General features: G+C 75.7%; 24 protein-coding genes and 1 pseudogene. 14 read left to right on the forward strand and 11 right to left on the reverse strand.

The annotated features are described in order from the left end of the window. Nucleotides 1–70 precede the first annotated feature (70 nt). Nucleotides 71–1,033, reverse strand: a complete 963-nt coding sequence (locus tag ABT345_RS17820; protein ID WP_345076830.1) for an alpha/beta hydrolase — start codon at nt 1,031–1,033, stop codon at nt 71–73. A gap of 98 nt (nt 1,034–1,131) precedes the next feature. On the opposite strand from ABT345_RS17820, the gene ABT345_RS17825 reads away from it, so the two are divergent. The 8 genes from ABT345_RS17825 to ABT345_RS17860 all read left to right on the forward strand — a co-directional run bounded on the left by ABT345_RS17825 (nt 1,132) and on the right by ABT345_RS17860 (nt 7,390). After that, the gene (locus ABT345_RS17825; RefSeq protein ID WP_345076827.1) at nt 1,132–1,710 is read left to right on the forward strand and encodes a TetR/AcrR family transcriptional regulator; all 579 of its coding nucleotides are present in this window, start codon (nt 1,132–1,134) and stop codon (nt 1,708–1,710) included. A 188-nt stretch (nt 1,711–1,898) separates the two neighbouring features. Next, entirely contained in the window at nt 1,899–2,357 is a 459-nt protein-coding gene (locus tag ABT345_RS17830; protein WP_345076824.1) for an AQJ64_40280 family protein, read from the forward strand. Between the two features lie 249 nt (nt 2,358–2,606). Continuing rightward, entirely contained in the window at nt 2,607–3,101 is a 495-nt protein-coding gene (locus ABT345_RS17835; RefSeq protein WP_345076821.1) for a VOC family protein, read from the forward strand. Between the two features lie 264 nt (nt 3,102–3,365). Beyond that, nucleotides 3,366–4,613 carry an MFS transporter gene (locus ABT345_RS17840; protein WP_345076817.1) on the forward strand — a complete coding sequence of 416 codons (1,248 nt, stop codon included), beginning with the start codon at nt 3,366–3,368 and terminating at the stop codon, nt 4,611–4,613. Between the two features lie 63 nt (nt 4,614–4,676). Continuing rightward, nucleotides 4,677–5,096: a GlcG/HbpS family heme-binding protein gene (locus ABT345_RS17845; RefSeq protein WP_345076814.1), complete on the forward strand. Its 420-nt coding sequence runs from the start codon at nt 4,677–4,679 to the stop codon at nt 5,094–5,096. After that, entirely contained in the window at nt 5,093–5,437 is a 345-nt protein-coding gene (locus ABT345_RS17850; RefSeq protein WP_345076812.1) for a nuclear transport factor 2 family protein, read from the forward strand. Before ABT345_RS17845 ends, ABT345_RS17850 begins: the two co-directional genes overlap by 4 nt. A gap of 29 nt (nt 5,438–5,466) precedes the next feature. Next, complete coding sequence (locus ABT345_RS17855; RefSeq protein ID WP_345076809.1) at nt 5,467–6,291, forward strand: aldo/keto reductase; 825 nt, start codon at nt 5,467–5,469, stop codon at nt 6,289–6,291. Nucleotides 6,292–6,394: 103 nt separating this feature from the next. Further along, on the forward strand, nt 6,395–7,390 hold the full coding sequence (locus ABT345_RS17860; protein ID WP_345076806.1) for a TIGR03571 family LLM class oxidoreductase: 996 nt from the start codon (nt 6,395–6,397) through the stop codon (nt 7,388–7,390). 69 nt (nt 7,391–7,459) lie between these two features. Here ABT345_RS17860 and ABT345_RS17865 read toward each other — a convergent pair whose 3' ends face one another. The 3 genes from ABT345_RS17865 to ABT345_RS17875 all read right to left on the reverse strand — a co-directional run bounded on the left by ABT345_RS17865 (nt 7,460) and on the right by ABT345_RS17875 (nt 10,362). Continuing rightward, nucleotides 7,460–7,810: a VOC family protein gene (locus ABT345_RS17865; protein WP_345076803.1), complete on the reverse strand. Its 351-nt coding sequence runs from the start codon at nt 7,808–7,810 to the stop codon at nt 7,460–7,462. A gap of 99 nt (nt 7,811–7,909) precedes the next feature. Continuing rightward, nucleotides 7,910–8,725, reverse strand: coding sequence for a class I SAM-dependent methyltransferase (locus ABT345_RS17870; protein WP_345076800.1), 816 nt, complete (start codon nt 8,723–8,725; stop codon nt 7,910–7,912). Between the two features lie 152 nt (nt 8,726–8,877). Beyond that, a complete protein-coding gene (locus ABT345_RS17875) occupies nt 8,878–10,362 on the reverse strand; it encodes a bifunctional phosphatase PAP2/diacylglycerol kinase family protein (RefSeq protein ID WP_345076797.1) in 1,485 nt (494 codons plus the stop codon). Nucleotides 10,363–10,551: 189 nt separating this feature from the next. Here ABT345_RS17875 and ABT345_RS17880 point away from each other — a divergent pair, with 189 nt between their 5' ends. The 3 genes from ABT345_RS17880 (at nt 10,552) to ABT345_RS17890 (ending at nt 13,782) form a co-directional block, all read left to right on the forward strand. Then, nucleotides 10,552–10,992 (forward strand): GNAT family N-acetyltransferase, encoded by a 441-nt coding sequence (locus ABT345_RS17880; protein WP_345076794.1) that lies wholly within the window; start codon nt 10,552–10,554, stop codon nt 10,990–10,992. Nucleotides 10,993–11,306: 314 nt separating this feature from the next. Then, entirely contained in the window at nt 11,307–12,524 is a 1,218-nt protein-coding gene (locus ABT345_RS17885) for an aminotransferase class I/II-fold pyridoxal phosphate-dependent enzyme (RefSeq protein WP_345077240.1), read from the forward strand. Between the two features lie 154 nt (nt 12,525–12,678). Continuing rightward, entirely contained in the window at nt 12,679–13,782 is a 1,104-nt protein-coding gene (locus tag ABT345_RS17890) for an MBL fold metallo-hydrolase (protein WP_345076791.1), read from the forward strand. A gap of 7 nt (nt 13,783–13,789) precedes the next feature. Here ABT345_RS17890 and ABT345_RS17895 read toward each other — a convergent pair whose 3' ends face one another. Continuing rightward, nucleotides 13,790–14,419, reverse strand: a complete 630-nt coding sequence (locus tag ABT345_RS17895; RefSeq protein WP_345076788.1) for a DedA family protein — start codon at nt 14,417–14,419, stop codon at nt 13,790–13,792. Further along, nucleotides 14,416–15,207 (reverse strand): MBL fold metallo-hydrolase, encoded by a 792-nt coding sequence (locus ABT345_RS17900; RefSeq protein WP_345076785.1) that lies wholly within the window; start codon nt 15,205–15,207, stop codon nt 14,416–14,418. Before ABT345_RS17900 ends, ABT345_RS17895 begins: the two co-directional genes overlap by 4 nt. A gap of 235 nt (nt 15,208–15,442) precedes the next feature. On the opposite strand from ABT345_RS17900, the gene ABT345_RS17905 reads away from it, so the two are divergent. Continuing rightward, nucleotides 15,443–17,509: a phage holin family protein gene (locus tag ABT345_RS17905; protein ID WP_345076782.1), complete on the forward strand. Its 2,067-nt coding sequence runs from the start codon at nt 15,443–15,445 to the stop codon at nt 17,507–17,509. Between the two features lie 25 nt (nt 17,510–17,534). Here the strand turns inward: ABT345_RS17905 and ABT345_RS17910 are convergent, their stop codons facing one another. Beyond that, nucleotides 17,535–18,305, reverse strand: coding sequence for a DUF1326 domain-containing protein (locus tag ABT345_RS17910; protein ID WP_345076779.1), 771 nt, complete (start codon nt 18,303–18,305; stop codon nt 17,535–17,537). A gap of 409 nt (nt 18,306–18,714) precedes the next feature. Between ABT345_RS17910 and ABT345_RS17915 the strand changes: the two genes are divergently transcribed. Together ABT345_RS17915 and ABT345_RS17920 are read left to right on the forward strand one after the other, a co-directional pair. Beyond that, entirely contained in the window at nt 18,715–20,127 is a 1,413-nt protein-coding gene (locus ABT345_RS17915; protein WP_386461186.1) for an amino acid permease, read from the forward strand. Nucleotides 20,128–20,259: 132 nt separating this feature from the next. Further along, the gene (locus ABT345_RS17920) at nt 20,260–20,568 is read left to right on the forward strand and encodes a 4a-hydroxytetrahydrobiopterin dehydratase (RefSeq protein ID WP_345076776.1); all 309 of its coding nucleotides are present in this window, start codon (nt 20,260–20,262) and stop codon (nt 20,566–20,568) included. A gap of 349 nt (nt 20,569–20,917) precedes the next feature. Here the strand turns inward: ABT345_RS17920 and ABT345_RS17925 are convergent. The 4 genes and pseudogenes from ABT345_RS17925 to ABT345_RS17940 all read right to left on the reverse strand — a co-directional run. Continuing rightward, nucleotides 20,918–21,790: pseudogene (locus tag ABT345_RS17925) on the reverse strand (YihY/virulence factor BrkB family protein); the annotation flags it as partial. A gap of 128 nt (nt 21,791–21,918) precedes the next feature. Then, nucleotides 21,919–22,449, reverse strand: coding sequence for a DUF6286 domain-containing protein (locus ABT345_RS17930; RefSeq protein ID WP_345076770.1), 531 nt, complete (start codon nt 22,447–22,449; stop codon nt 21,919–21,921). A 313-nt stretch (nt 22,450–22,762) separates the two neighbouring features. Next, the gene (locus ABT345_RS17935) at nt 22,763–23,599 is read right to left on the reverse strand and encodes an endo alpha-1,4 polygalactosaminidase (RefSeq protein ID WP_345076767.1); all 837 of its coding nucleotides are present in this window, start codon (nt 23,597–23,599) and stop codon (nt 22,763–22,765) included. A 281-nt stretch (nt 23,600–23,880) separates the two neighbouring features. Then, nucleotides 23,881–24,930, reverse strand: a complete 1,050-nt coding sequence (locus ABT345_RS17940) for a DUF1266 domain-containing protein (RefSeq protein WP_345076764.1) — start codon at nt 24,928–24,930, stop codon at nt 23,881–23,883. Between the last annotated feature and the right edge of the window lie 73 nt (nt 24,931–25,003).

Genomic DNA, 25,003 nt, shown 5'->3' on the forward strand with positions numbered 1-25,003 from the left:
CCGGAAACTCTCCGCCGGCCCACCGCTCATGACGTGTCCGTGTCTTCGCCGTCGGTGCTCTTCGTCCGCCTCACGCGGTGAGGGAGGTCCGGAGGAACGCAAGGATGTCTGCCCGCGCGGCCTCGGCCTGCCGTGCCACGCCCGGCAGGCTGAGGAACGCGTGCTCCGCCGCGGGGTATTCGGCGAGCCGTGCGGGTGTCCCGGCCGCGCGCAGGCGTTCCGCGTAGCGGCGGCCGTGATCGGCCAAGGGGTCGTGCGTCGGCACGACCACGAGCGCCGGGGCCAGCCCGTTCAGGTCGCCGGCGGACAGCGGCGAGAGCGTGCGGGGGTCGCCTCCCGGCGGTACGGCGAGCCGCTGGATCAGGCGCAGTTGCGGCACGGTGAGGGTCGGCGTGTGGGCGTGCCGGGCGATCGAGGCGTGGTCGAACATCGTCTCCGTCACCTCGGTAACGGGGTTGACCAGCACCTGCGCCCTGAGGTGCAGGCCTGCCTCCTTGGCCCGGATGGCTGCCAGGGCGCCGATCAACGCGCCGCAGCTCTCGCCGAAGACGGCGGTCCGGGCCGGGTCGACGCCCCACCGCGCGGCATGCCGCACCACGTCCTGGAGCGCGTCCCAGCCGTCGTCGACGGCCGCCGGCAGCGGGGAATCCGGAGCGAGGAGGCGGTGCTCGACGGAGACGACGAGTGCGGGCAGCCGGGCGGCGAGGTGGCTGGTGACCCAGTCGGACTGCGCCGCCGTGCCCACGTATCCGCCTCCGTGCACATGGAGCACGAGCGGCAGATCGGCCCGTCCGGCGCCTTCGGCCTCGCGCCCGGAGGCCGGCCGGTGCACCCGGACCGGGAGCTCGCGGCCGGGCAGCGCCAGTTTCTGCCACCGGATCGTGGCGCCGGGGTCCGGTTCGCCGGTGAGCGCCCGCGCCGCGGTGGACGCCCGGAAGCGGTTCTCCGCATCGCGGTAGGCGACTAACTCCTCGGCCGTCACCGCCGTCCAGTCCGGCTCCGGCGGCCGCCCGGCATCAGTGATCCCGCTCATGGTTTCCCCTCATCCCGCTCATGGCCTCTCCTCACCCGGAGAGTTTCGCGACTTCTGGTATCGATACTCAAGGTACCGAAATCAGATACCCTCCGGGTATGGCGTCGCACACATCCCCACGGCCCCCCGGTCGCCCGCGCACCGGCGTCCATGAGGTGGTCTTCGCCGCGACGCTGAGCACGGTCGAGAAGCTCGGCTACGCGCGCGCCACCGTCGACCGCATCGCCGCCGCGGCCGGTGTCGCGAAGTCGACGGTCTACCGGCGCTGGCCGTCGAAGGGCGCGCTGATCGTGGACTGCCTCCTGGACGCGTTCGGCCCGGCGCCGCTGGAGGGCGCCGATCGCGCCGAGCTCCTGGCCTCGACCACCCGCTGGATCGCGGCGAAGATCGCCGAGCCCGGGGTGGGCGACGCGTTCGCCGGCGTGTTCAGTGACGCCGTCAGCGATCCGGACCTGCGGGAGATCCTGTCGACGCGGTTGCAGGACCCGTACCGGCTCGCGCTCCAGGACGCGCTCGGCGAGCCGGAGGAACGCGTCCTGTTCTTCATCGACGTCGTGGTCGGGGTCCTGCTGCACCGGATGGGCATGACCGGTGCGCCCATGGCCGACGCCGACGTCAGCGCGCTGGTCGAGATGGTTTCGGCGCACTTCGCCGACGGCCTCGACCCCGCTCGCTGAGCCTTTCGGAACGATCCGGCGGCGGCGGACGGCGACCCCGTCGCGGGGCGGGCGGGCTTGCCGGCCGGCGCGGACCTCGCCGTCGTTTCCGTCCGGGAGTTTCTTGGCAACCCCGGTCGCCCCGCCGGGGTCCTTACGGTGCGGGGCGCGGCGGGCGGCCTGCCGACGCCGTACGGAGGAGCGACGAGATGGCGCAGTTCGAAGCCGTGGTGACCTGGATCGACGCCCGCGAGCGCCTGCCGCACAGGGATGGTTGGCCGGTGACCGTGGCCACTGCGGGCCACTACCCTCCCGAAAGCCGAGAGGAGCGGGACCGGGGAGGGGGGCAGGCGTACTGGCTGGTCAGGCCGATGGTCTTCGCGACCAGCCGCGTCTGCGGCGCGGGTGTGGTCCACCGCAACAGCTTCTTCGACTCCGACGGGTACGCCTATGCGGCGGAGGCCGAGGACGAGGACGGGAGCGAGCGCCACGACTGCGCCGCGGTCCCCGGCGAGCCCGGCACGGAGGGGTACGCCGTCGTCGGCGATGAGCGCGTGACGCACTGGGCGGAGCTGCCCGCCGTGCCCGGCGGGACGGCCCATGCGCTGGTGGGCGAAGCGGCACGGTCGGCTCTCCGCCGCGCGAGGGGCGCGGGGTCGGCCGGCTGAGCCCTCCGCCGGGTCGGTCTTCCCCGGGAGCCGGACCGGGCTTCCGGTCACGGACGAAGGCGCCGGGCGGCTCGTGGCGGGCCTCCGGCGTGTCCGGATCACGCCCCGCCCTGCGGGAGGCGGGGTCCGGCGGGTGCGAGATGCGCGATCCGCTCACGCCCGGAGAATCGGTTTCACCTGCTTCTTCCGAATCCGCCCGCGTCCGGGGGCGTCGCCGCGGCGCCGGGGCGGGAAACGAAGGGATGCGCCATGGCCGTTTCCAGTACGCCGATGGGGCTCACGCACGCCGCCCACGTCGGGATCTCGGTGTCGGACCTGGACGCCTCGATCGCGTTCTACCGCGCCCTCACCGGACGCGAGCCCGTCGTCGCCGACGAGACCATGCACAGCGTGCCGTTCGGCAGATCGCAGGGGCTGTCCACCGCGAAGCTGCGGTACGCCACGATCAATCTCGACAACAGCCTCGGCATCGACCTCATCCAGTTCCAGGAGCCGGTGGGGGAGCGCACGGGCGGGGCGGCGAACCGTCCCGGCTCGATGCACCTCTGCTTCCGGGTCGACGACTTCGACGCGGTGTACCGGCGGATGAAGGAGGCCGGATACGACTTTCTCGGCGACGACTACACGTTCCTCGAAGGCGAGGTCACCCCGGACGCGGCGCTCGGCACCCAGGTCGCGTACTTCAACGACCCCGACGGCACCAACCTGGAGATCATCCGCCCCATGGGCGGGTTCGCCAGTTAGCCGGCCGACCAGTTTCTCCCGGCTCGCCGCCGGGCTGCTCGCATCGCCCGATGGACCCGCCCGGCGGCCCGCCCGCCGGCCGAGGCTGCCCGTAGCCCGTAGCCCGTAGCCCGTAGCCCGTAGCCCGTAGCCCGTGGCCGGGCGCCACCGCATCCGATCGGTCCCGCGGAGACGAAGGGAATGCCCGCGTTTGCATTTATAGCGCGCGTGCAATTATTGTCGAGGCTCGTAAGGCGCACCGGCAATCGTACGGAGGTTTGCGTCATGCCTCTCGCGCTCCTCGCCCTGGCCATCGGGGCCTTCGGGATCGGCACCACCGAGTTCGTGGTCATGGGCCTGCTGCCCGAGATCGCCGCCGACTACGGCGTCACCATCCCCGCCGCCGGGCTGCTCGTCACCGGCTACGCGATCGGCGTCGTCATCGGCGCGCCGCTGATGACGGTGCTCGGCACCAGGATCGGCCGCAAGACGATGCTGATGCTGCTGATGGGCTTCTTCACGGCCGGCAACCTGCTCTCCGCGCTGGCGCCCGACTTCGGCGCCATGCTCACCGGGCGCATCGTCGCCTCGCTCGCCCACGGTGCGTTCTTCGGCATCGGCTCCGTGGTCGCCGCCGACCTCGTCGCCCCGCACAAGAAGGCCGGCGCCATCGCGACGATGTTCACCGGCCTGACCGTTGCCAACATCGTCGGCGTCCCGCTCGGCACCTACGTCGGGCAGGCCGCGGGCTGGCGCGTCACGTTCGTCGCCGTCGCCCTGCTCGGCGTCGCCGGACTGCTCGGCATCGCCCGGCTCGTCCCCGAGGTGCCCCGGCCCGAGGGCGCCCGCATCCGCCATGAGCTGGCCGCCTTCCGCAACGTCCAGGTCGTCCTGGCGATGGCGATGACCGTGCTCGGCTTCGGCGGCGTCTTCGCCGCGATCACCTACATCGCGCCGATGATGACCCGGGTCGCCGGGTACTCCGACGGCGCCGTGACCTGGCTGCTGGTGCTGTTCGGCGTCGGGATGTTCCTCGGCAACCTGCTGGGCGGCCGGTTCGCCGACCGCAAGCTGATGCCGATGCTGTTCACCACCCTCGGCGGGCTCGCCGTGGTGCTCGGCCTCTTCACCGTCACCGCCCACCACAAGATCCTCGCCGCCGTGAGCGTGCTGCTCGTCGGCGCGCTCGGCTTCGCCACCGTCCCGCCGCTGCAAAAGCGCGTCCTGGACCAGGCCCACGGCGCCCCCACCCTCGCCTCCGCCGTCAACATCGGCGCCTTCAACCTGGGCAACGCGCTCGCCGCCTGGCTCGGCGGCGCGGTCATCGCCGCCGGACTCGGCTACACCGCCCCCAACTGGGTCGGCGCGCTGCTCGCCGCCGCGGCCCTCGGCCTCGCCGTCCTCTCGGCCGCCCTGGAGCGCCGCGAGCGCCGCCCCGAAGCGGCCGCACCCGCCGACGCCGCTCCGGCCGACGTCACACCGACCGATGTCACACCGGCCGACGCCGCACCGCGCGTCCCGGCCCTGCACTGACCCCCGGCCGTCCGGCCGGTCCCGTATCACCGCACACCGCACCACACCCCGAGGAGAACCACCGTGGCCACCACCGTCACCCCGCTGACCACCGCCGAGGCCGAGCGCCTCATCGTCGCCGCCCGCACCGCCGCGGACGCGGCCGGCGTCCCGGTCAGCGTCACCGTGCTGGACGCCGGCGGCCACCTGCTGGCCTTCCGCCGCGACGAGCGGGCCGTCCTGATCTCGGGCGAGACCAGCACCCGCAAGGCCTACACCGCCCTCCAGCTGAACGCGCCCACCGCCGACCTGGTCGACCTCGTCAAGCCCGACGGGCCGTTCCACTCCCTGCCCACCGCGCTCGACAAGCCGCTGCTCTTCATCGCCGGCGGCCTGCCGATCCACCGCGACGGCCACCTCATCGGCGCCCTGGGCCTGGGCGGCGGCGCCCCCGAGCAGGACCACTCCTTCGCCACCGCCGCCCTTGAGGAGCTGACCCGATGACCCGGAGCCCCCAGGAGGTCTTCGCCGACCACGGCGAACGCCTGGCCACCGGCGACCTCGACCACATCGCCGCGAACTACACCGAGGACGCCGTCCTGCTCACGCCCGCCGGCGCCTTCCACGGACGGGACGGGGTCCGGGAGGTGATCGGCCGCCTGCTGGCCGACCTCCCGGACGCCGACTGGCGGCTGACCCCGCACTTCGCCGGGGACGTGCTGCTCCTGGAGTGGACCGCCGCCACCGCGTCCCGGCAGGTCACCGACGGCGTCGACACCTTCGTCTTCCGCGACGGCCGCATCAGCGCCCAGACCGTCCGGTACACCCTCACCGACCGCACCTGACCCACCCGCACCGACTGAAGGAGGCCGCCATGACCGGCGTCCCCACCGTGAAGCTCAACAACGGCGTCGAGATCCCCCAACTCGGCTTCGGTGTCTTCCAGGTCCCCGACGACGAGACGACCGCCGCCGTCTCCAGCGCGCTGGAGGCCGGCTACCGCAGCATCGACACCGCCGCGATCTACGGCAACGAGACCGGCGTCGGCCGTGCGCTCGCCGCCTCCGGGCTGCCCCGCGAGGAACTGTTCGTCACCACGAAGCTGTGGAACGACGACCAGGGCTACGACGCCACGCTGCGCGCCTTCGACGCCTCCCTGGCCAAGCTCGGCCTGGAGTACGTCGACCTCTACCTCATCCACTGGCCCACCCCGGCCCGCGACCGCTACCGGGACTCCTGGCGCGCCATCGAGCGCCTCGTCATCGAGAAGCGCGTCCGCGCCGCCGGTGTCTCCAACTTCCAGCCCGCGCACCTGGAGCGGCTGATGGAGAGCAGCGAACTGGTCCCGGCGGTCAACCAGGTCGAGCTGCACCCCGGCCTCCAGCAGCGTGAGCTGCGCGCCTTCCACGCCAAGCACGGCATCGCCACCGAGGCGTGGAGCCCGCTCGCCCAGGGCGCCGTCCTGAAGGACGAGGCCGTCACGGCCGTCGCGGAGCGCACCGGCAAGTCGCCCGCCCAGGTCGTGCTGCGCTGGCACCTCCAGCTCGGCAACATCGTCATCCCCAAGTCGGTCACCCCGGCCCGTATCCGGCAGAACCTCGACGTGTTCGACTTCACGCTCACGGACGAGGACATGGCGGCCATCGCCGCCGGCGACCGCGATCTGCGCACCGGCCCGCACCCGGACCAGCTCAACTGACCCTTCCGTCCCGGCCGTTCCGGTCCGGGTGGCCCGCCCGGGCCGCCCGGACCGGGCCCGTACCACCGCCGCGCCCCCCGGGCCGCGGCGTCCGAGGAATCCCATGGCACCGCTCTCTCCCGCACTCGCCCGAATCGCCCCCGCCGACGGCGGGCTGACCCTCGGCCTGGAACTGCCCCTTGACAACGACTGGGGCACCGCCCGGCAGCGCGCCGACCAGGCCGCCGGCCGGCCGTTCGGCGTCCCCGACCTCACCGAACACACCCGTCTCGCCCAACTCGCCGACCGGCTGGGGTTCGCCGCCCTGTGGCTGCGTGACGTGCCGCTGTACGACCCCGCGCGGTTCGGCGACGCCGGCAGCGTCTTCGAAACCTTCACCCACCTCGGGCACCTCGCCGCGACCACCCGCAACGCGGTGCTCGGCACCGCCGCGATCGTCCTGCCGCTGCGCGAACCGCTGCTGGTCGCCAAGGCGGCGGCCACCGTCGACGTGCTCTCCGGCGGCCGGCTGCTGCTCGGCGTCGCCAGCGGCGACCGCCCGGTGGAGTACCCGCTGTTCGGCCGCGACTTCGAGGCCCGCGGCGCGGCCTTCCGGGAAGGTGTGGAGACGCTGCGCGCCGCCTGGCGGCCCGGTCCGCTCGCCCTGCCCGCGCTCGGGCTCACCGCCGACCGGCAGCTGGAGGTGCTGCCGCGTCCGGTGGACGGCGCGGGCATCCCGATCGCCGTCGCCGGCGGCGCCCAGCAGTCCCCCGAGTGGATCGCCGAGCACGCGGATGCCTCGCTCAACTACCCGCGTGACCTGGGCGCCCTGCGGCTGCGGATCCGCCAGTGGCAGGAGCTGGCCGGGGACAAGCCGTATCTGACGCCGATGGTCCTCGACCTCCTCGGCGACCCCGAGGCCCCGGCCCGGGCGATCCGGCTGGGCCTGAGCACCGGCCGCACCGCCCTGATCGCCCATCTGGAGACGATGGCGGGCCTCGGCGTCCGCCATGTCTCGTTCAACCTCCGCCCCAACGAGCGGCCCGTCGACGAGGTGCTGCACGAACTCGCCGAGGAGGTCCTGCCGCACTTCGCCGGGGTGCCCGCGCGCGCGGCGTGAGCCGGCCGCCCGGGACACGGGACGGTGCGCCCCGGGGCGGCCACGGCCGGCCGGGTGACCGACGCGGTGTCAGCCGCCCTGCCGGTCGACGTATTCGAAGATCGAACCGTCCGGGTGGCGGGCGATGAGGTTGCGGCCGATCGGTGTCGGCAGCGGGCCGGCGATGATCTCCGCGCCGACCGCCCGCAGATCCGCCACCGCCTCGTCCACGTCCTTGACGGCCAGCGTCGCGGTCACCTTCGACAGCACCGACAGCTCCGCCTCCGGCCCGCTCATGAGGAAGAAGCAGCCCACCGCCGCGACCGCGACCGGACCGTGCTGGAAGCGCACGGCCTCGGTCCCGGTCAGCCGCTCGTACACACCGACGGCGGTGTCCAGATCGCCGACGCACACCCGCAATGAGGTCCCCAGAATGTCCATACGGGGCAGGGTAGTTGAGCGGCCGGGAGGTGCGCGATCACCGGAGGGGGGAGATCGGCCGGGGCGGCGGGGCCGGCCGTGGCGGCGGGCCCGGGGGCGTCACACCCGGCACAGGAGTTCGCCGTGCAGCACCGCGAACCAGGCGTCCTCCTCGGCGCCCCACGCCCGCCAGGTCGCCGCGATCTCCGTCAGCTCCCGCGGGGTGGCGTGGCCGCCGTCCACCGCCTGCCGCGCGTAGCCGGAGGAGACCGTGCGGTCCGCCCAGAGCCCGCTCCACCAGGCGCGTTCCTCGGGGGTGCGGTAGCACCAGGTACCGGCGGTCGCGGTGACCGCCTCCGGGGCGAAGCCCGCCTGCCGCGCCCAGGCGTGCAGCCGGCGTCCGGCGTCCGGCTCGCCGCCGTTGGCGCGCGTCACCCGCTCGTAGAGGTCAAGCCAGGCGTCCATGCCGGGGACCTGCGGGTACCACGTCATCGCCGCGTAGTCCGCGTCGCGGACGGCGACGATGCCGCCGGGTTTGGTCACCCGGCGCATCTCCCGCAGCGCCTGGACGGGATCGCCGACGTGCTGGAGCACCTGATGGGCGTGGGTCACGCAGAAGGTGTCGTCCGGGTAGTCCAGTGCGTGGACGTCGCCGACCGCGAAGCGGACATTGGTCAGGCCCCGCTCCTCGGCGGTGGCGCGGGCCTTGTCCAGGACCCCGGGCGCGTGGTCGAGGGCGGTGACGTGTCCGTCCGGCACCAGCGCGGCCAGATCGGCCGTGATGGTGCCCGGGCCGCAGCCGATGTCCAGCACCGTCATGTGCGGACGGAGCGAATCCAGCAGGTAGGCGGCCGAGTTGGCGGCGGTGCGCCAGGTGTGCGAGCGGAGGACGGACTCGTGGTGGCCGTGGGTGTAGACGGCGGTTTCCTGTGGCATGCGGTCTCCTTCGCGGCGTCGGGCGGCGGACCCGCGCTGCCGCGGACCGCCCCGGGTGCCCCTGGGGCGGTCCGCACCGCGGCGACGCGGACCGCTCTCGCGGCGTGGTGGCTTCACCGTACGCCGCGATCTCGCATCACGAGAGAGGCATCTCAGGATTCGGGCAGCAGGCGGTAGACCGTCAGCGCCTCGTTCTCCTTCGTCAGCATCAACGGGCCCGGGGCGCCGGTGACTTCACCGTCGTACGCCAGATCCGTGCCGTCCGGCAGCCCGCCGATCCGCAGGCTGCGCAGCCGCGCCTCCTTGAGCACGGGGGAGGAGCGCGGGGTGCCGGTCAGGGCCGCCACCAGCAGCCGGGTGCGGGCCAGCCGCCCGGCCCGCACCACCCGTACGTCGAGGACCCCGTCGGCCAGATCGTGCCGCCGCACGGGCGTCAGCCCCAGGCCGCGGTAGGAGCAGTTGCCGACGAACAGCATCCACAGCTCCATCCGGCGGCCGTTGATCTCGGCCGGCACCGGCTTCGCGGTGCGCAGCACGTGCCAGGCGGCGAGCACCCCCGCGGGCCAGGCGCCGATCGTCCCCGCCCAGCGCTCCCGCAGCCGGACCAGCTCCGGATAGGCGCCGATCGAGAAGGTGTTGAGGAAGTACTGCCCCTCGCGGTGCGGCGCGGTACGGAAGCGCGCCAGGTCGACGGCGACCGCCTCGCCGTCCTCCACGGCGCGCGCGGCCTCGCCGAGCGTCTCGATGCCCAGGTCGTAGGCGAAGTGGTTGTGGGTGCCGCCGGGCAGCACCGCCAGCGGCAGCCCGTGCCGGACCGCGACGGCGGCCGCCGCGTTGACGGTGCCGTCGCCGCCGAGCACGCCCAGCGCGCCGCCGCACCGCTTGGCGCTCTCCGCGGCCTCCTCCAGCGCCTTGTCCAGATCGGGGGCGTCCGCCCCGCCGCAGGTCACGACCGTGGCGCGGGGCAGCGCCCCGTGCACCTCCGGCGCCCGGTCCGGCCGGGCCTCGCCGCGCTGCCCGGACCCCTGGTTCGCCACCACGAACAGCCCGCGGCCGCCGGGCAGCGCGGGCGCGTCGGCGCGCGGCCGGGCCGGCGGCGCCAGCTGGGCCCGGGTCGGCGCGAGGCCGCGCACCGCGAAGGCGGCCCCGGCGCCGAGCGCGGCGCCCGCCAGCACGTCGCCCGGGTAGTGGACCCCCGTGTAGACGCGGGAGAACGCCACGGACGCGGCGAGCGGCGCCAGCGCCAGCCCCCACCACCTGTTCTCGAACGCGACGCCGGTGGCGAAGGCGACCGCGGACGCCGCGTGCCCGGACGGGAACGACGAGGTGAAGGGCTGGTGCCGCAGACGGCGTATGACGGGCACCGGGTCGAGCAGCGGGCGCTTACGCCGGACGGAGCGTTTGCCCAGGGTGTTGACGGTGGCGGAGGCCACGGCGAGGGAGGCGACGCCGCGGACGGCGGCCCGCCGGGCCGGCCGGCCGCCGAGCGCCGCGGCACCGGCCGCGAGCCCCAGCCAGAGCAGTCCGTGGTCCGCGCTGCGGGTCAGCCGCGGCAGCGCCCGCTGCGCGCCGGGCCACTCGCGCGCGGCGATGGTGTCGAAGAGCCGTCGGTCCACACGGGACAGGAGTGAGCGCATGCGGCCCCTTGTACCCCAAGCGGGGGGCGCGGGGCGGGGAGGTCGCCGCAACGGGCGTCACCGTGGCGGGTCCGGGCCGCCGTTCCCCGGTGCGCGGGCCGGGCGCTGCGGGGCGCCGGCCGGGACCGGTGGCCACCGGTCCCCGGAAAACCGGGCGCCCGCCGCGCCCCGCCGTGCTTTCCTGCCCGGATGATCAGGAACCGTCAACCCGCCGATCTCGACGCCTGCGCGGCGGTGCTCGCCGAGGTGCACCGCCGCAGCGGCTACCCGCACCACTGGCCCGCCGACCCGGCGGGCTGGCTCACCCCGGACGGCCTCACCGCCGCCTGGGTGGCCGAGGAGTCCGGCGTGATCGTCGGTCACGCCGCCCTGTGCGGCCCCGAGATCAGCCGCCTCTACGTCCACCCCGCCGCCCGCGGCAACGGCGTCGGCGGCCGGCTGCTGCGCACCGCCCACGACGCGGCGCTCGCCCGCGGCCGCTCCCCGGCCCTGGAGGTCAAGGCCACCGACCACACGGCCGTCGCCCTCTACGAACGCCACGGCTGGACCCGCACCGCCACCGAGGAAGAGGAGTGGCGGCCGGGGGAGCGGGTGGTGATCCACCGTTACGAGGCGGGGCGGCGCGGCTGACCGGCCTGCGCCGCCGGGCCCGGCTGCCGCCGCCGGCCCGCGCGCCGGACCGGCATCCGGGCCCCGCCCCCGCCCGCTCACTGCCCCATTCGGATGGCGACGGCGTCCCCGGATCCGGCCGGGCGGGCGTGGCACGGGCTCCGTAGACGTGTCGGGGGTGTGTGCGGCGCGGGATCTGCCAAGGTGGGCCGGGTGTGATTCATGTGATGGGCCCATGAACGACCCACGCGGCCGACGTCCGGTCGGCGCACCGCCGACGCCGCGGTGGGCCGCCGGCGGCCCACCGTCCCGTCGTGTGCACTGTGGAGGTACGGATGCAGCGGACCGCCCCGGATCCGCGGCCGGAGCCCGCCCCGGAACCGTCCGGCCTCCCGGTGCTCCCCGAGATCGCCGACCGCCTCGCCGCCGCGGCCGGGCGCGCCGGGCCCGAGCCGTCCGGCGGCTCCCCGCAGCTGCGGGCGGCCGCCGCCGGACACGCCGGGCGCCGCGGTCTGCCCGCCGGCCCCGACCGCCTGCTGGTCGGCCCCGGCGCGCCCGCCCTGCTCCTCGCGCTGTACGCGGCGGTGGGCGGCGCGGTGGTGCTGCCCCGGCCCTGCGCCGCCTGGTACGCGCCGCCCGCCCGGCTGCTCGGCCGGGCCGTGCACCTCGCGCCGGTACCGGCCGAATCGGGCGGCGCGCCGGACCCGTTCGCCTTCCTGGAGACCGTGCGGCGGGCCCGGATGGAGGGGGCGGAGCCCGGGGTGCTGGTGCTGTCCGTCGCCGACGACCCGACCGGCACCTGCCCGCCGCCCGAGCAGCTGCACGAGGTCTGCGAGGCGGCCGTGGGGGAGGGGATGTGGGTGGTCAGCGACGAGACGCGCCGCGATCTGCTGCACGATCCGCACGACACCGTGGTGCTCAGCCCCGCCGAGATGCTGCCCGCGGACGTCGTGGTGCTCAGCGATCTGCGGGCGACCCTGCTGCCCGCGTCCTGGCCGGTCGGCGTCGCGCGCTTCCCGGAGGGGGAGCGGGGCGCCGCGCTGCACGCCGCCGCCCTGGGCGCGCTGACCGCCGCGGCCACCCCGCTGCCCGGACCGCTCGCCGACGCCGCCGGGTACGCGCTCGGCGAACCGGCCGCGGTCCGCGCCCGCGCCGCGGCCGCCGCCCGGCTGCACGGCACCCTCGCCGCCGCCCTCTACCGCACCCTCACCGCCGCCGGGGCGCTCTGCCGCCCGCCGCGCTCCGGCAGCCACCTCTACGCCGACCTCGAACCGCTCCGCCGCCCGCTGGCCGCCGCCGGGGTCACCGGGGCGGCGGCACTGGAGCGGGAGCTGGCGCCGTGGGAGGCGCGCGGCGGGCACCGCTTCGGCGACGACCCCGGCGCGCTCCGCGTCCGCCTCGGCACCGAGGCGCTCCTCGGCCCCGACCCGGACGCCCGCCGCTCCGCCCTGGACGCCCCCGACCCGCTGCGCACCGCCCCGGTCGCCGCCTCCCTGGCCCGCCTCGACCACGCCCTGACCGCCCTGACCACCGGCACGACCGCCATCGGATGACGCCCCGTCAGCACCCGCCCCGGACCGCCGCCCGCACGCACGCCCCCGGCTCCATACGAACGCACCCGCCCCGCCGCGCACCGCCGCCCGTACGAACGCACCCGCCCCCGTTCCGGCCGCGTCGTCCCCACCCCACCCGAAAGGGAGCCCCGCGATGACCGAACAGACCGAGCGCCCCGTCCCCGCGTCCCCGCACCCCGCGCCCCCGGGGCCGTCCGCCGTGGCCCGGTCCGCCGTCCGGCGCCCCGCCGCGCCCGTCCGCCCGGACGCCCCGCCGCTCACCCCGCCCCGGCCGCCGGGTGAACGCCGCACCTGGCCGCGGGACTTCACCGACCGGCTGACCGCACCGCTGCCCGGCGTCCGGGCGCTGGCCCGGATCGCGCGGGAGGGCAAGCTGCGGCCCTCGCCGCAGACGCTGGCGCAGATCCAGGACCTGCCGTTCGCCCCCGGCCCGCTGCCCGCCGCCGGGCCCGGCACCACCGCCGTCACCTGGGCCGGCCACGCCAGCTGGATCGTCCGCATCGGCGGGCTGACCGTGCTCACCGACCCGGTCTGGTCCCGCAAGATCCTCGGTACCCCCGCCCGGGTCACGCCCGTCGGCGTCCGCTGGGAGGACCTGCCGCCGATCGACGCGGTGGTCATCAGCCACAACCACTACGACCACCTCGACGCCCCCACCCTCAAGCGGCTGCCGCGCACCACCCCGCTGCTGCTCCCGGCGGGACTCGCGCCCTGGGCCCGGCGCCGCGGCTTCACCGCCGTCACCGAACTGGACTGGTGGGAGGCGGTCGAACTGCCCGCGCCCGGCGGCCCCGTCCGCATCGACTTCGTCCCCGCGCACCACTGGAGCAAGCGCACCCTCCTCGACACCTGCCGCACCCTGTGGGGCGGCTGGCTGCTCACCGCGCCCGACGGCCGACGGGTGTACTTCGCCGGGGACACCGGCTACGGCCACTGGTTCGAGGAGATCGGCCGCCGCTACCCGGGCATCGACGTGGCGCTGCTGCCGATCGGCGCGTACGACCCGCGGTGGATGCTGCGGCCGGTGCACACCGACCCCGAGGAGGCGGTCCGGGCGTGTCAGGACCTCGGCGCGCGGGCGCTGGCCCCCATGCACTGGTCGACGTTCCTGCTCTCCGGCGAGCCGCCGATGGAGCCGCTGCACCGCGTCCGCGCCGCCTGGCAGGCCACCGGGCGCCCCCGCGAGGACCTCTGGGACCTCCCGGTCGGCGCCTCCCGCGTCCTGCCCGGCGCCTGACGCCGCCTCACGCCTCGCCGTGCGCCTGACGGGCCCGCCGCCACACCGCCGGGACCGCGCCGACCAGCACCGTCAGCGCCACCGCCGCCGCCACGCCCTGCCACGGACTGCCGAACAGCGAACCGCCCGCCACCCCGATGAGCTGGTACGTCGCCGTCCAGGCCAGGCAGGCGGGCGCATCGCCGCGGGCGAAGGTGCGCAGCGGCATCCGCGAGAGCAGACACGCCAGCATCACCGGGATCCGCCCGGCCGGCACCAGCCGCGACACCGTCAGCACCAGCACCCCGTGCGTCCGAAGCTGCTCCCGCGCCCGGGCCAGCCGCTCGGGCGCCGCCCGGTCGCGCAGCCGCTCGGGCCACCGCGAACCGCTCCCGGCGCGCAGCCCGCGGGCGCCCAGCCGGTACAGGCCCAGATCGCCGAGGAACGCCGCGGCCGACGCCACCACGAAGACGCCGAGCAGGGCGAGGGGCGAGCTGTGGTGGAAGGCGACCGCCGCCGCCGAGCTGACCACCGCGCCCGTCGGCACCACCGGCACCAGCGAGCCCAGCACCACCAGCAGGAAGAGCGACGGATAGCCCACCGCCTGCTGCGTCGACTCCGGCGGCGCCGCGGTCGCCAGCACCGCGAGGGGCGTCATCGCGCGACCACCGGCCGGACGCGTTCGCCGTGCGCGGGCCGGTACACCCGCACCCCGGGCGCCAGCAGCGCGGCCTGCCGCTCGAACTCCTGGCCCGGCGCATGGAACTCGTGCGGCCGCACCGCGTCCAGCCCGATCGGCCAGTACGTGCCGTAGTGCACGGGCACCGCGCACGCCGGGCCCAGCAGCGCCGCCGCCCGCGCCGCCCGCCGCGCGTCCAGATGCCCGCTCCCCAGGAACGGCCCCCAGCCGCCGACCGGCAACAACGCCACCTCGCACCCCCCGACCGCCTCCGCCATCGCGTCGTACAGCCCGGTGTCGCCCGCGAAGTACGTCCGCGCGGCGCCCTGGACGACGTAGCCGAGGGCGGGTACGCGGTGCGGGCCGTACGGCAGCCGCCGTCCGTCGTGGGCGGCCGGGACCGCGGTGACGGTGACCGTGCCCGAAGGGTCTGCCGCGACCGTCTCGCCGGGCGCCACCTCCGTCAGCCGCAGCCCGCACGCGAGCGCGACCCGCCGCAGGGCCGGGACCGCGGCGGGCGCGCCCCGCGGCACCACCACCCGGGTGCCGGGCGCGAGCCGGGCGAGGGAGGCGGGGTGCAGATGGTCGGCGTGCAGATGGGAGACGACGACGAGATCGGCGCGGGCGGCCTCGGGCGGCGGCAGGGCGCCGCGGCGGCGCCGCAGATGGGCCAGGCGGCGGGCGAACAGCGGATCGGTGAGCACCCGCACCCCGGAGTCCTCGATCGTCGCGGTGGCATGCCCCCACCAGGTGATCTCCACCGGCACCGCGGACCTCCCGACTCCCGGCGCCGGGCCGACTCCCGTGCGCCGCCCGTCGATCCTGCCTCATCCCGGCCGGGCTCCCGGCCCCGGGGCCGACGCGGCGGAAACCCGTACAGGTATCCCTTTCCGTCTTTTCCGCCCGTTACCGGGCCAAGGCCGGGGACCTGCGCGTATATGACACGCTGGAGCGATGCCCGTGCCGCCGGCCCGGGGAACGGACAGGGGAGAGAGGAAGGCCGTGACCGGGCGGTGGAGATCCCTCGGCGGCGCCGCGTTGCGCGTACTCGCCGTCTGGGCCGTGTCCAGCCTCACGCTGCTGGTGCTCGCCGTGGTGCTGCCGGACTTCCGGCTCCAGTCGCCCGGCGGCGACAGCCTCACCCGCACCGCCCTGACCGCCGTCCTCGGCGCCGGCGCCTTCGGCCTCCTCGGCGCGCTGGTCTGGCCGCTGCTGGTCCGCGCGTTCCTGCTGGTCCCCGCCCTCGTCCTGGGCCTGCTGGTCTTCGTCCTCAACGGCTCGCTGCTGCTCGTTGCCCTCGGCCTGCTCCCGCAGGGCAGCGGCCACCTCGCCCTGGAGAGCGCGGTGATCGTCGCCGCCGCGATGTCCGCGGCCTCCTCGGCCACCTCCGCCTTCCTCGCCGTCCGCAACGACGAGGCGTACCGCAGACGGCTGGTGCGGCTCGCCGGACGCCGCGCCCGCCGCGCCGGGGCCGCCGCGCCCCGCACCCCCGGCACCCTCTTCGTCCAGCTCGACGGCGTCGGCCACGATCTGCTGCGCGAGGCGACCGAGGGCGAGCGGCCGCTGATGCCGACGGTGGCCGGCTGGCGCGCCGGCGGCCACCGCCTCACCCCCTGGCACACCGACTGGTCCAGCCAGACCGGCGCCAGCCAGCTCGGCATCCTGCACGGCACCAACCACGACCTGCCCGCCTTCCGCTGGTACGAGAAGGAGAGCGGCCACACCCTCGTCAGCAACCGCCCGAGCAGCGCCGCCGAACTCCAGCGCCGCGCGGTGGCCCGCACCGGCCACCCCGGGCTGCTCGCCGACGACGGCGCCAGCCGCGGCAACCTCTTCAGCGGCGGCGCCGAGCAGGTCGCCCTCGTCATGTCGGTCGCCGCCCGCCGCGGCCGCGACACCCGCTCCCGCGCCGGGTACTTCACCTACTTCTCCGACCCGGCCAACGCCACCCGCACCGCCGTCTCCTTCGCCGCCGAACTCCTCCGCGAGACCGTCCAGGCGCTCCGCGGCCGCCTGCGCCGCGAGACCCCGCGGGTCGGCCGCGGCGGCCTCTACCCCGTGCTGCGCGCCTTCGCCACCGTCGTCGAACGCGATGTGGTCGTCGCCGCGATCGTCGGCGACCTCCTCGCCGGACGCACCGCCGTCTACGCCGACCTCGTCGCCTACGACGAGGTCGCCCACCACTCCGGACCCCGCCACCGCGACACCCACCAGGTGCTGCGCAGCCTCGACCGGGCCCTCGCCCTGATCGCCAAGGCGGCCCGGCACGCCCCGCGCCCGTACCGCATCGTCCTCCTCTCCGACCACGGCCAGAGCCCCGGCGAGACCTTCCTGGAGCGCTACGGGCTGAGCCTCGGCGACCTCGTCCGCGCCGGGTGCGGGCTGCCGGTGCCGCGCCGGGTGCGCCGGACCCGCAGCGGCGCCGAGGCGCGGGCGGCGGCGCGCGCCGCGCTGGGGCGGCCCGAGGACACCGACGGCCACGGCGCCGCCTCCCAGCCGGTGGTGCTGGCCTCCGGCAACCTCGGCCTGGTGTCCTTCCCGGACATGCCCGGCCGCGTCACCCGCGAGGAGCTGGACCGCCGCAACCCGGCGCTGCTCGCCACCCTCGCCAACCACCCCGGCATCGGCTTCCTGCTGGTCCGCTCGGCGGAGCACGGTGCGGTGGTGCTGGGGCCCGCGGGCGCCGAACACCACCTGGACACCGGGCGGATCATCGGCGCCGATCCGCTCGCGCCGTTCGGCCCGGGCGCCGCCGACGCGGTGCGCCGCACCGACGGCTTCCCGCACGTCGCCGACATCATGGTCAACTCCGCCTACGACCCGGCCACCGGCGAGGTGCACGCCTTCGAGGAGCAGATCGGCTCGCACGGCGGCCTCGGCGGCGACCAGAGCCGCCCGTTCCTGCTGGCCCCCGCCGAACTCTCGCCCCCGGTCCCCGCCGGCGCCCCGCCGCTGACCGGCGCCGCCGAGGTCCACCACGTCCTGCGCCGCTGGCTGCGCGAGGCGGCCGGGACCCGCCCGGCCGCCACCCCGGCGGACGGCGGCGTCCGCGTCGCCGGGGAGGCGTGAGCGCACCACCTTGGCGCCGGCTCCCCTAGGGACGCCAGTCGAAGGGGAAGTGCTTGCTGGACCCGCCGCGGTAGGCATGGGAGAAGTTGAAACCGGTGGCGTGGTCGTCGCGGACGACGCCCCAGGTGGCGACCTGTCCCGGGCCGACCTCGGCGCCGGGGGCGTTGACGGTCTGGACGCGGCGGTCCGGGTCGGCGGTGGGGCCGGTCAGGGCGTTGGCGCCGACCTTGACCTTGCCGGGGATCTCGGCCTCCCAGTACGCGAGGTCGGCCGCCGCCTCGAACCGGATGGGCGCGTACTCGATGCCGCGCAGGTCGCCGATGAGGGAGCCGAACGTGCCGGGCCAGCCGCCCTCCTTGCCGGTGAAGAGGCGTTCCAGGGCATGGCGCTGGGCGGCGTCGGCCTTGGCGTCGAGGTAGAACATCAGCGACATCGTGGCGTCGGGGTCGCCGATCCACATGTTGCCGGTGAACTCGCCGACGGCCACCACGCCGAGCCCGGACAGATCGGTGTCGCCGAAGTGCCCCTCGTGCACCTGCCAGGCGAGGGTGAACAGGCAGTCCCCGTGGGTGGGCGCCTGGGCGAAGGTGCAGGGGCACGGGAGCCCGCAGCTGCACACGTCGAACCACTCCCCGCGCAGGTGCCAGTCCCGGGTGGGCGCCGGGCCCGGGCCGGTCCCCGCCTCGTCCACCGCCCGCACCACCGACCGGACCACTCCGTGCTCCTCGGTCGCCGTGCCCGCCGAGCCGCTCGCCGCGCTCGCCTTGGTGTCGCATCCGCAGACCCCTCCGCACATGGCGGTACTCCTTTTCCTCGATGCATACCCCCTCGGGGTATGTCGTGATCCTTAGATTGGCATACCCCTGGGGGGTACACAAGGGGGTGCGGGGAACGCGATCGCTTCCGGGCGGCGCGGCCCGGGAACCGGCGTGAATCTGCAGCAGGAGCGGCCGAGGGCGGGCCAGGGCCGCGGCGGTCGTCGAACGGCTGCCGGCCGGTCCGCCGCGCGCCTCGGACCAGCGAAGACACCCGTTCGGAGGGGCGTACGGGATTTCCGTCCGCCGCTCGCCAGGCCGCAGATCCTCCGTCCCGGCGAACGGTTGACGGGAGCATTCGCGGCGATTTTGCGCCGTGCCCCGAACCGGTGACCATGTGCACCAGTCCGGCACACCGGACACCCCGGCACGACGAGAGACACCCACTCCATGCACCCCAGCCCCGACGAGCGGCACCCCGGGACGGGTGCGGCCACCGACGCACCCACGCCGGCCCGCCGCTTCGGTCTCGCCACCGCCACCTGCCTGGTGATGGGCAACATCATCGGCGGCGGCATCTTCCTGCTCCCCGCGTCCGTCGCCCCCTACGGCACGGTCAGCCTCGTCGCCTTCGGCGTCCTCACCCTCGGCGCCCTGGCCCTCGCCCTGGTCTTCGGCAAGCTGGCCCGCCGCCACCCGGACACCGGCGGGCCCTACGTCTACGCCCGGGAGGCGTTCGGCGACTTCGCCGGGTTCCTGTCCGCCTGGTCGTACTGGACCCTCACCTGGGTCAGCAACGCGGCCCTCGCGGTCGCCGCCGTCGGCTACGTCCACGTCCTGCTGCCCGGCCACGCGGGGCGCGGCACCGACCTGATCGTGGCGCTGGCCGCGCTGTGGCTGCCGGCCCTCTCCAACCTCGCCGGGACCCGCTACGTCGGCGCCGTGCAGATGATCTCCACGGTCCTGAAGTTCGTCCCGCTGCTGTTCATCGCGATCGTCGGCCTGTTCTTCTTCGACCCCGGCAACCTCGGCTCGTTCACCGAAGGCACCACCGGCACCCTCGGCGGACTGTCGGCCGCCGCCGCGATCCTGCTCTACAGCTACGTCGGCGTGGAGTCCGCGGCGATGAGCGCGGGCGAGGTCCGCGACCCGGGGCGCAACGTCGGCCGCGCCACGGTCCTCGGCACCCTCGGCGCCGCCCTGGTCTACCTGCTGGGCACCGTCGCCGTCTTCGGCACCGTCCCCCACGACAAGCTGATCCACTCCAAGGCGCCGTTCTCGGACGCGGTCAACGCGATGTTCGGCGGCCACTGGGGCGGCACCCTGATCGCCGCCGCCGCCGTCATCTCGATCGTCGGCGCGCTCAACGGCTGGACGCTGATGAGCGCCCAGTCCCCGTACGCCGCGGCGCAGGACGGCCTCTTCCCGCGCGCCTTCCTCACCAAGCGGCGCGGGGTGCCGACCTTCGGCGTGCTCGCCGCCGCGGTGCTGGCCAGCGGCCTGACGGTGATCAACTACCTGCTGGGCTCCGGCGGCGTCTTCGAGATCCTGGTCCTGATCACCACCTTCTCGGCGACCGTCCCCTACCTCCTCGCCGCCGGCGCGCAGATCTACTTCCTGCTCATCGGCGAACGCGACCGGGTCCGCCCCGGCCGCTTCGCCCGCGACCTGGCCATGGCGCTCGTCGCCTTCGGCTTCACCTTCTGGCTCGTCGCCGGGGCCGGCTACGCCGCGATCTACCAGGGCGTGCTGTTCCTCTTCGCCGGAATCCTCGTCTACGCCTGGATGGCGGCGCGCCGCAAGGGACGCGGCCCGCACGCCGCGGCCGAACCGGCGCAGCCGGGGGACGTCCCCGCGCCGTGACCGATCGCCCGGCCCCGCCACCGGGCGGCCGTCCGGCCCCGCATGCCACGCTGGAGTCCGGTACGGGCCCGCCCCGTACCGGCCCGTCCGGTGCGGAGCGGCCGTGCCGGGAGACGACGAGGAGGCGACGGGATGCCCACGCCGGAACCGCTCAGTGACCAGGACATCGCCGCACGGCTCGGGGAGCTGCCGGGCTGGTCGGTCTCCGAGGGCCTGCTGCGCCGCGGCTACCACTTCGCCGGCCACTTCCCGGCCGCCGCGATGGTCATCCACATCGCCCAGATCCAGGAGGAACTGGGCCACCACGCCGATCTGACCCTCGGCTACAACCGGCTCGCCGTCGCGGTGAACACCCACAGCGCCGGCGGCCGGATCACCGCCCTCGACTTCGGCCTGGCCCACCGCATCGAGGCCGTAGCCGCGGCCCACGGGGCCGACTGAGCCGGCACGGACACCGGGGCCGGGCCGCGGACGGCGCGCCGTCGGCCCGATCCGCCCCGCCCCGTCAGCCCGGGGAGCGGGTGACGCCCGGGCCGGGGCGCGGCACCGTGCCGCCCGGCCGCACGGCGGGCTCCGGAGCCGGTTCGGCGGCGGGCTTCGGCACGGAGCCGGGCCCCGGCTCCGGCGCGGGCTGCGCCTCCGGCTCGGGCACGGGCCCCGGCTCGGGCACAGCCTCCGACCCCGGCTCGGGCTCGGGCGCGGGCTGCGCCTCAGTCTCGGGCTCCGGCTCCGCCGCAGGCCCCGGCTCCGCCTCGCCCCCGCAAGCACCGTCCCCCGCCCCGCCGTCCCACCCCGCCCGCCGCAGCTCCACGTTGAACTGGGCGCCCGAGAGCAGCGACAGGTGGGAGAACCACAGCCAGATCAGGAACACCACCGGACCGGCCAGCGAGCCGTAGAGCCGGTTGAAGGTGCCGACGTACGACGCGTAGAACGTGAACGCCGCGGACGAGACCAGCCACATCAGCACCGCGACCACCCCGCCCGGCACCGCGCGCGGCACCCCGCGCGACGGCGGCGGGCCGGAGCGGTACAGGAGCATCACCAGCACCACGGCGAGCAGCAACAGCAGCGGCCACTGGAGAAGGTTCCAGGTCTCCGCACCGGCCTCGCCCAGATGGAGCGTCCGGCCCAGCGCCGTCGCGATCGGGCCGCTCACCAGCAGCGCCACCGCCGAGCTGATGAGCAGCGCGATCAGCAGCAGCGCGGTGGCGAGGATGCGCGGCGCCTTGCGCCACGGCGGCCGGTCGTCCTTCGTCCGGTTCATCGCGTGCAGCGCCCGCCGGAACACCGCGAGATAGCTGCACGACGACCAGACGGCGCTGACCAGCGCACCGCCGACCACCATCCACGCGGCGGTGCGCTGATGCGCCATGCCCACCAGCGCCCGCCGCAGCGTGGGGCCGGAGTCGGCCGGCGCCAGCGAGGTCACATGGTTGATCAGCTGCTCGGTGGCCGGGGGATCGGCGAGCCCGATCAGCGACACCGTCACGATCGTCGAGGGCAGCAGCGCCAGCACCGAGTAGTACGTCAGGCTCGCCGCCCAGTCCGTCACGTCGTCGTGCCACACCGACAGCGGCGTCCGGCGCAGCGCGGTGCGCCACTGGCCTCCCGTCGGCAGCGCGCGCCGCAGCCGTCCGCGGCGCGAGGCGGCCGGGGCGCTCACCCGGACCTCCCGCGCAGCCGCGGCGCACCCGGCGCCCTGCGGTGCGGCCCACGGCGGATACCGCTCCCGGCCATCTCTGTCCGTCCTTACCTGATCGGGGTGTGCGTCGAACGTGGCGGCGCCGGCCGCTATGCGGGGGCGATCCGGATCACCAGGCGCGGTGGCCGGACGAGGCCCAGCCGGTCGCGCAGGGCGCGCAGCTCCGCGGTGAGCGCGGCCCGCACCTCGGCCGGATCGCCGAACACCAGCACCGCCCGGACCACGGCCCGACGGCCCCGCACCCGCACCCGGGCCCGGGCGATGCCCGGCACCCGCAGGGTGGCGTCCCGCAGCAGCGCGCCGAACCCGCGCCGGTCGAGGGCGGTGTCCGCGCCGGGCAGCAGCCGCGCCCCGGCGCCCTCCCGCAGCCGGCCCGGCACCAGGGCCAGCACCACCATCGCCACGCCGAGCAGCGCGACCACCGCGCCCCCCGCGACCAGCAAGCCGTCCGTGAGCCGCACGGCGGCCACCGCCCCGTCGAGCAACCCGGCGAGGACGCCCACCAGGCCGGACGGCCCGGAAAGCGGCCGGCCGGGCCCCGCCGCCGTCAACGCCGCACAGCACGGCACCACGGCACCCGCCGTCAGCACCGCCCGCCACCAGCGTCCCGCGCGCTCCATCGCCGACCTCCTCGTCTCCGCTCCCGGATCGTCCGGTGCGTACCCTTCCGGGCCCGCGTGCGCCGGATACCGCATCGGGCCCGGCCCCGCGGCGGACACACATCCTGCAAGGACCCCGCCGGTACGCACGGCCGGCGCGACCGCACCCGTCCCGGGCGCCACGGTCCCGCCCGCCCCACCGGACACTTCCGGCATCGCACTCCGCCCCTCTCGCCTGCCCACTGCCCGAAGGAAGTCAACCTCATCCGGCATCCCCCGCGCGCCGGAACCCCTGCGGAGTAGGGGCTGCCGCCCCGGAACCAGGGGTCCGGCGTCAGCAGTGCCGGTACACATGACCGTGCTCCCCCGCGGGCCGTACGTCGCGGTCGCGCAGGGTGAGGGAGAGGGCGTCGCCCCAGCGGCGGCAGCCGGTGGTGAAGTCCCGGGTGCGGTACTCGATGTCGAAGACCCGGCCGTCGTAGGCGGACAGATAACGATCGCACTCCCGGTAGCGGGCGCACTCCTCGGTCACCGCGAAGTCGAAGCCGATCCGGGACCGCTCGCCCAGCAGATCGGCGGTGTTCTTCTGCGCGAAGGCCAGGCCCCGTGCGTGGGCCCGCTGCGCCAGCAGCCGGGCGAACGCCGCCGCGTCGTCGGCGTCGAGCCGCCCGCCGGAGCGTTCGTACGAGTCGAGGTTGTCCGCCTCCACTGCGTCGAAGCCCGCCGCGGCGCAGCCGTCGATCCAGCCGCCGACGACCTCGGCGGCGGCCGTGCGCTTCGCCGGTGTGGCCACGTCCAGCAGCGGTTCGTCCCAGTCCTCGTCGATCACCAGCGGACCGTCGTCGCCGTCCTCGTGCAGCAGCAGGTCCGGGTGGTGACGCCGCCACCAGCCGACCGCCGCACCGGGCTGCGTCTGGAACGCGTTGACGTAGCAGATGGTGTAACGGCCCCTCACCGGCTTCGCGGTGCGGTCGCGGGAGACGACCCGTACGTCGTCCCGCGGCGGGTACGCGCCGCCCAACTGGTAGTCGAAGACGGCGTCGGCGGGCGGCAGCCGCACCTTTCCCGGCGCGGCGGACGCGGCCGGGGGCCGGGCGTCGGGCGGGCCGCCGGCGGCGGGGGAGCAGCCGGCGACGGCGGTCACCGCGCACCACAGGGCGAGGAGCGGCACGGATCGGCGGAACGGGCGGCGCACGACGGCATCAGCTTTCGGTCGGTTCGCCCCGGAACCGGTCCGGGGACCGGGAGCGCGCGCGGTCTGTGCGCTCGGAAGGGCTCCCGAAAGCGTACGCACCGGAGTGTGCCCGCCTCCCGCGCGCCCCCTGCCGTCCGGCGGCTCACGGCCCCGGCGCGCCCGCCGCCAACCGCCCGCCCCGGGCGCGCGGTCGGCCGTCCGGACCGGCCGCAGCCGGGAGCGCGGCACGGTCCGCCGTCCCGCACCCGGCGTCCGGTTCAGGCGAAGGCCAGCCCCCGCCACGGCGACGCCGGATCCTGGGTGAGCACCCGGTGCACATGCAGCGCCTCCGCGTACGGGGCGCCGAACCAGCCGTTGTCGAAGGCGAGCATCCGGCCCAGCGCGTACCCGGCCGCGTACCCCTCCCACGAGTCGTACGCCTCCCGGGCCAGCGCACCGGCCCGCTGCACCGCCTGCTCGGCCTGCGGCGGGGCGCACAGCCGCGCCCCCAGGCCCCAGCGGACGAGGTTCACCGCATGGGCGAGATCCAGCGCCAGCACCGACGCCACGCGCCCGTCCGCCGGCAGCAGCCCGTCGGTGCGGAACCGCTCCTCGTACCGCGTCACCAACTCCGGTACCGCGGCGGCGTCCTGCTCCGCCGTGTCGCCGCCTTGGCGGGCGCGGAGCGCCGCCTCGGTCTCCGCGGGCAGGAAACCGCCGCCGAGCAGCTGCTCCAGCCGCTCGGCCCAGGACGCCGGATCCGTCACCGACCACTGCTCACGCAGCGTCTGCGCGTCCGACGCGTGGTCGAGGAAGACGGTGCCCAACTCGTTCCACGGCACGCTGTGATGCACCGCCAGCGGCGCCCCGCAAGCCAGCCCCTGCGCCAGCGGCCCGTGCAGCGGCCCCGTCGCGAGCGTGCTGAGCAGCCCGCCGGGGCGGACGCCGAAATGGGTGCGGGCCTGCAGCCAGGATGCCCGGTGCGCGGGCGTCGCCACGAGATACGCGGCCGCCGGCGTCCCCGGGTTGACCGCCAGCCGCCACCGGTCGTTCGGCCAGTCCTGCGCCAACTCCTCGACCGAGACCCGGTCGAAGAACTGCTGCGGCTGCCACGGCGGCAGCATCCCCCGGGTCAGCACCGGCAGGCACTTCCCGCCGGCCACCGGGTCGTCGTAGACCGGCAGCGGATCCTGCCCCGGCTGCGGCGCCACCAGATAGAGATCCTCGCCCGCCAGGGCCGCGACCTGCCCCGCCCCGTCACCACGCGCCGTCGCCTCACACAGCCGCCGCTCGGTTTCCGTCGGCGGCATCCACACCGGAGTACCCATCCGCCCGACCCTACGGCGCCCGCCCCGACCCGCCGTCACCAGGGCGTCTCTTACGGATCACCGCTCTTACGGA

Source organism: Streptomyces sp. NPDC000404 (genome assembly GCF_040300365.1).
Lineage (GTDB): Bacteria > Actinomycetota > Actinomycetes > Streptomycetales > Streptomycetaceae > Streptomyces > Streptomyces ramulosus.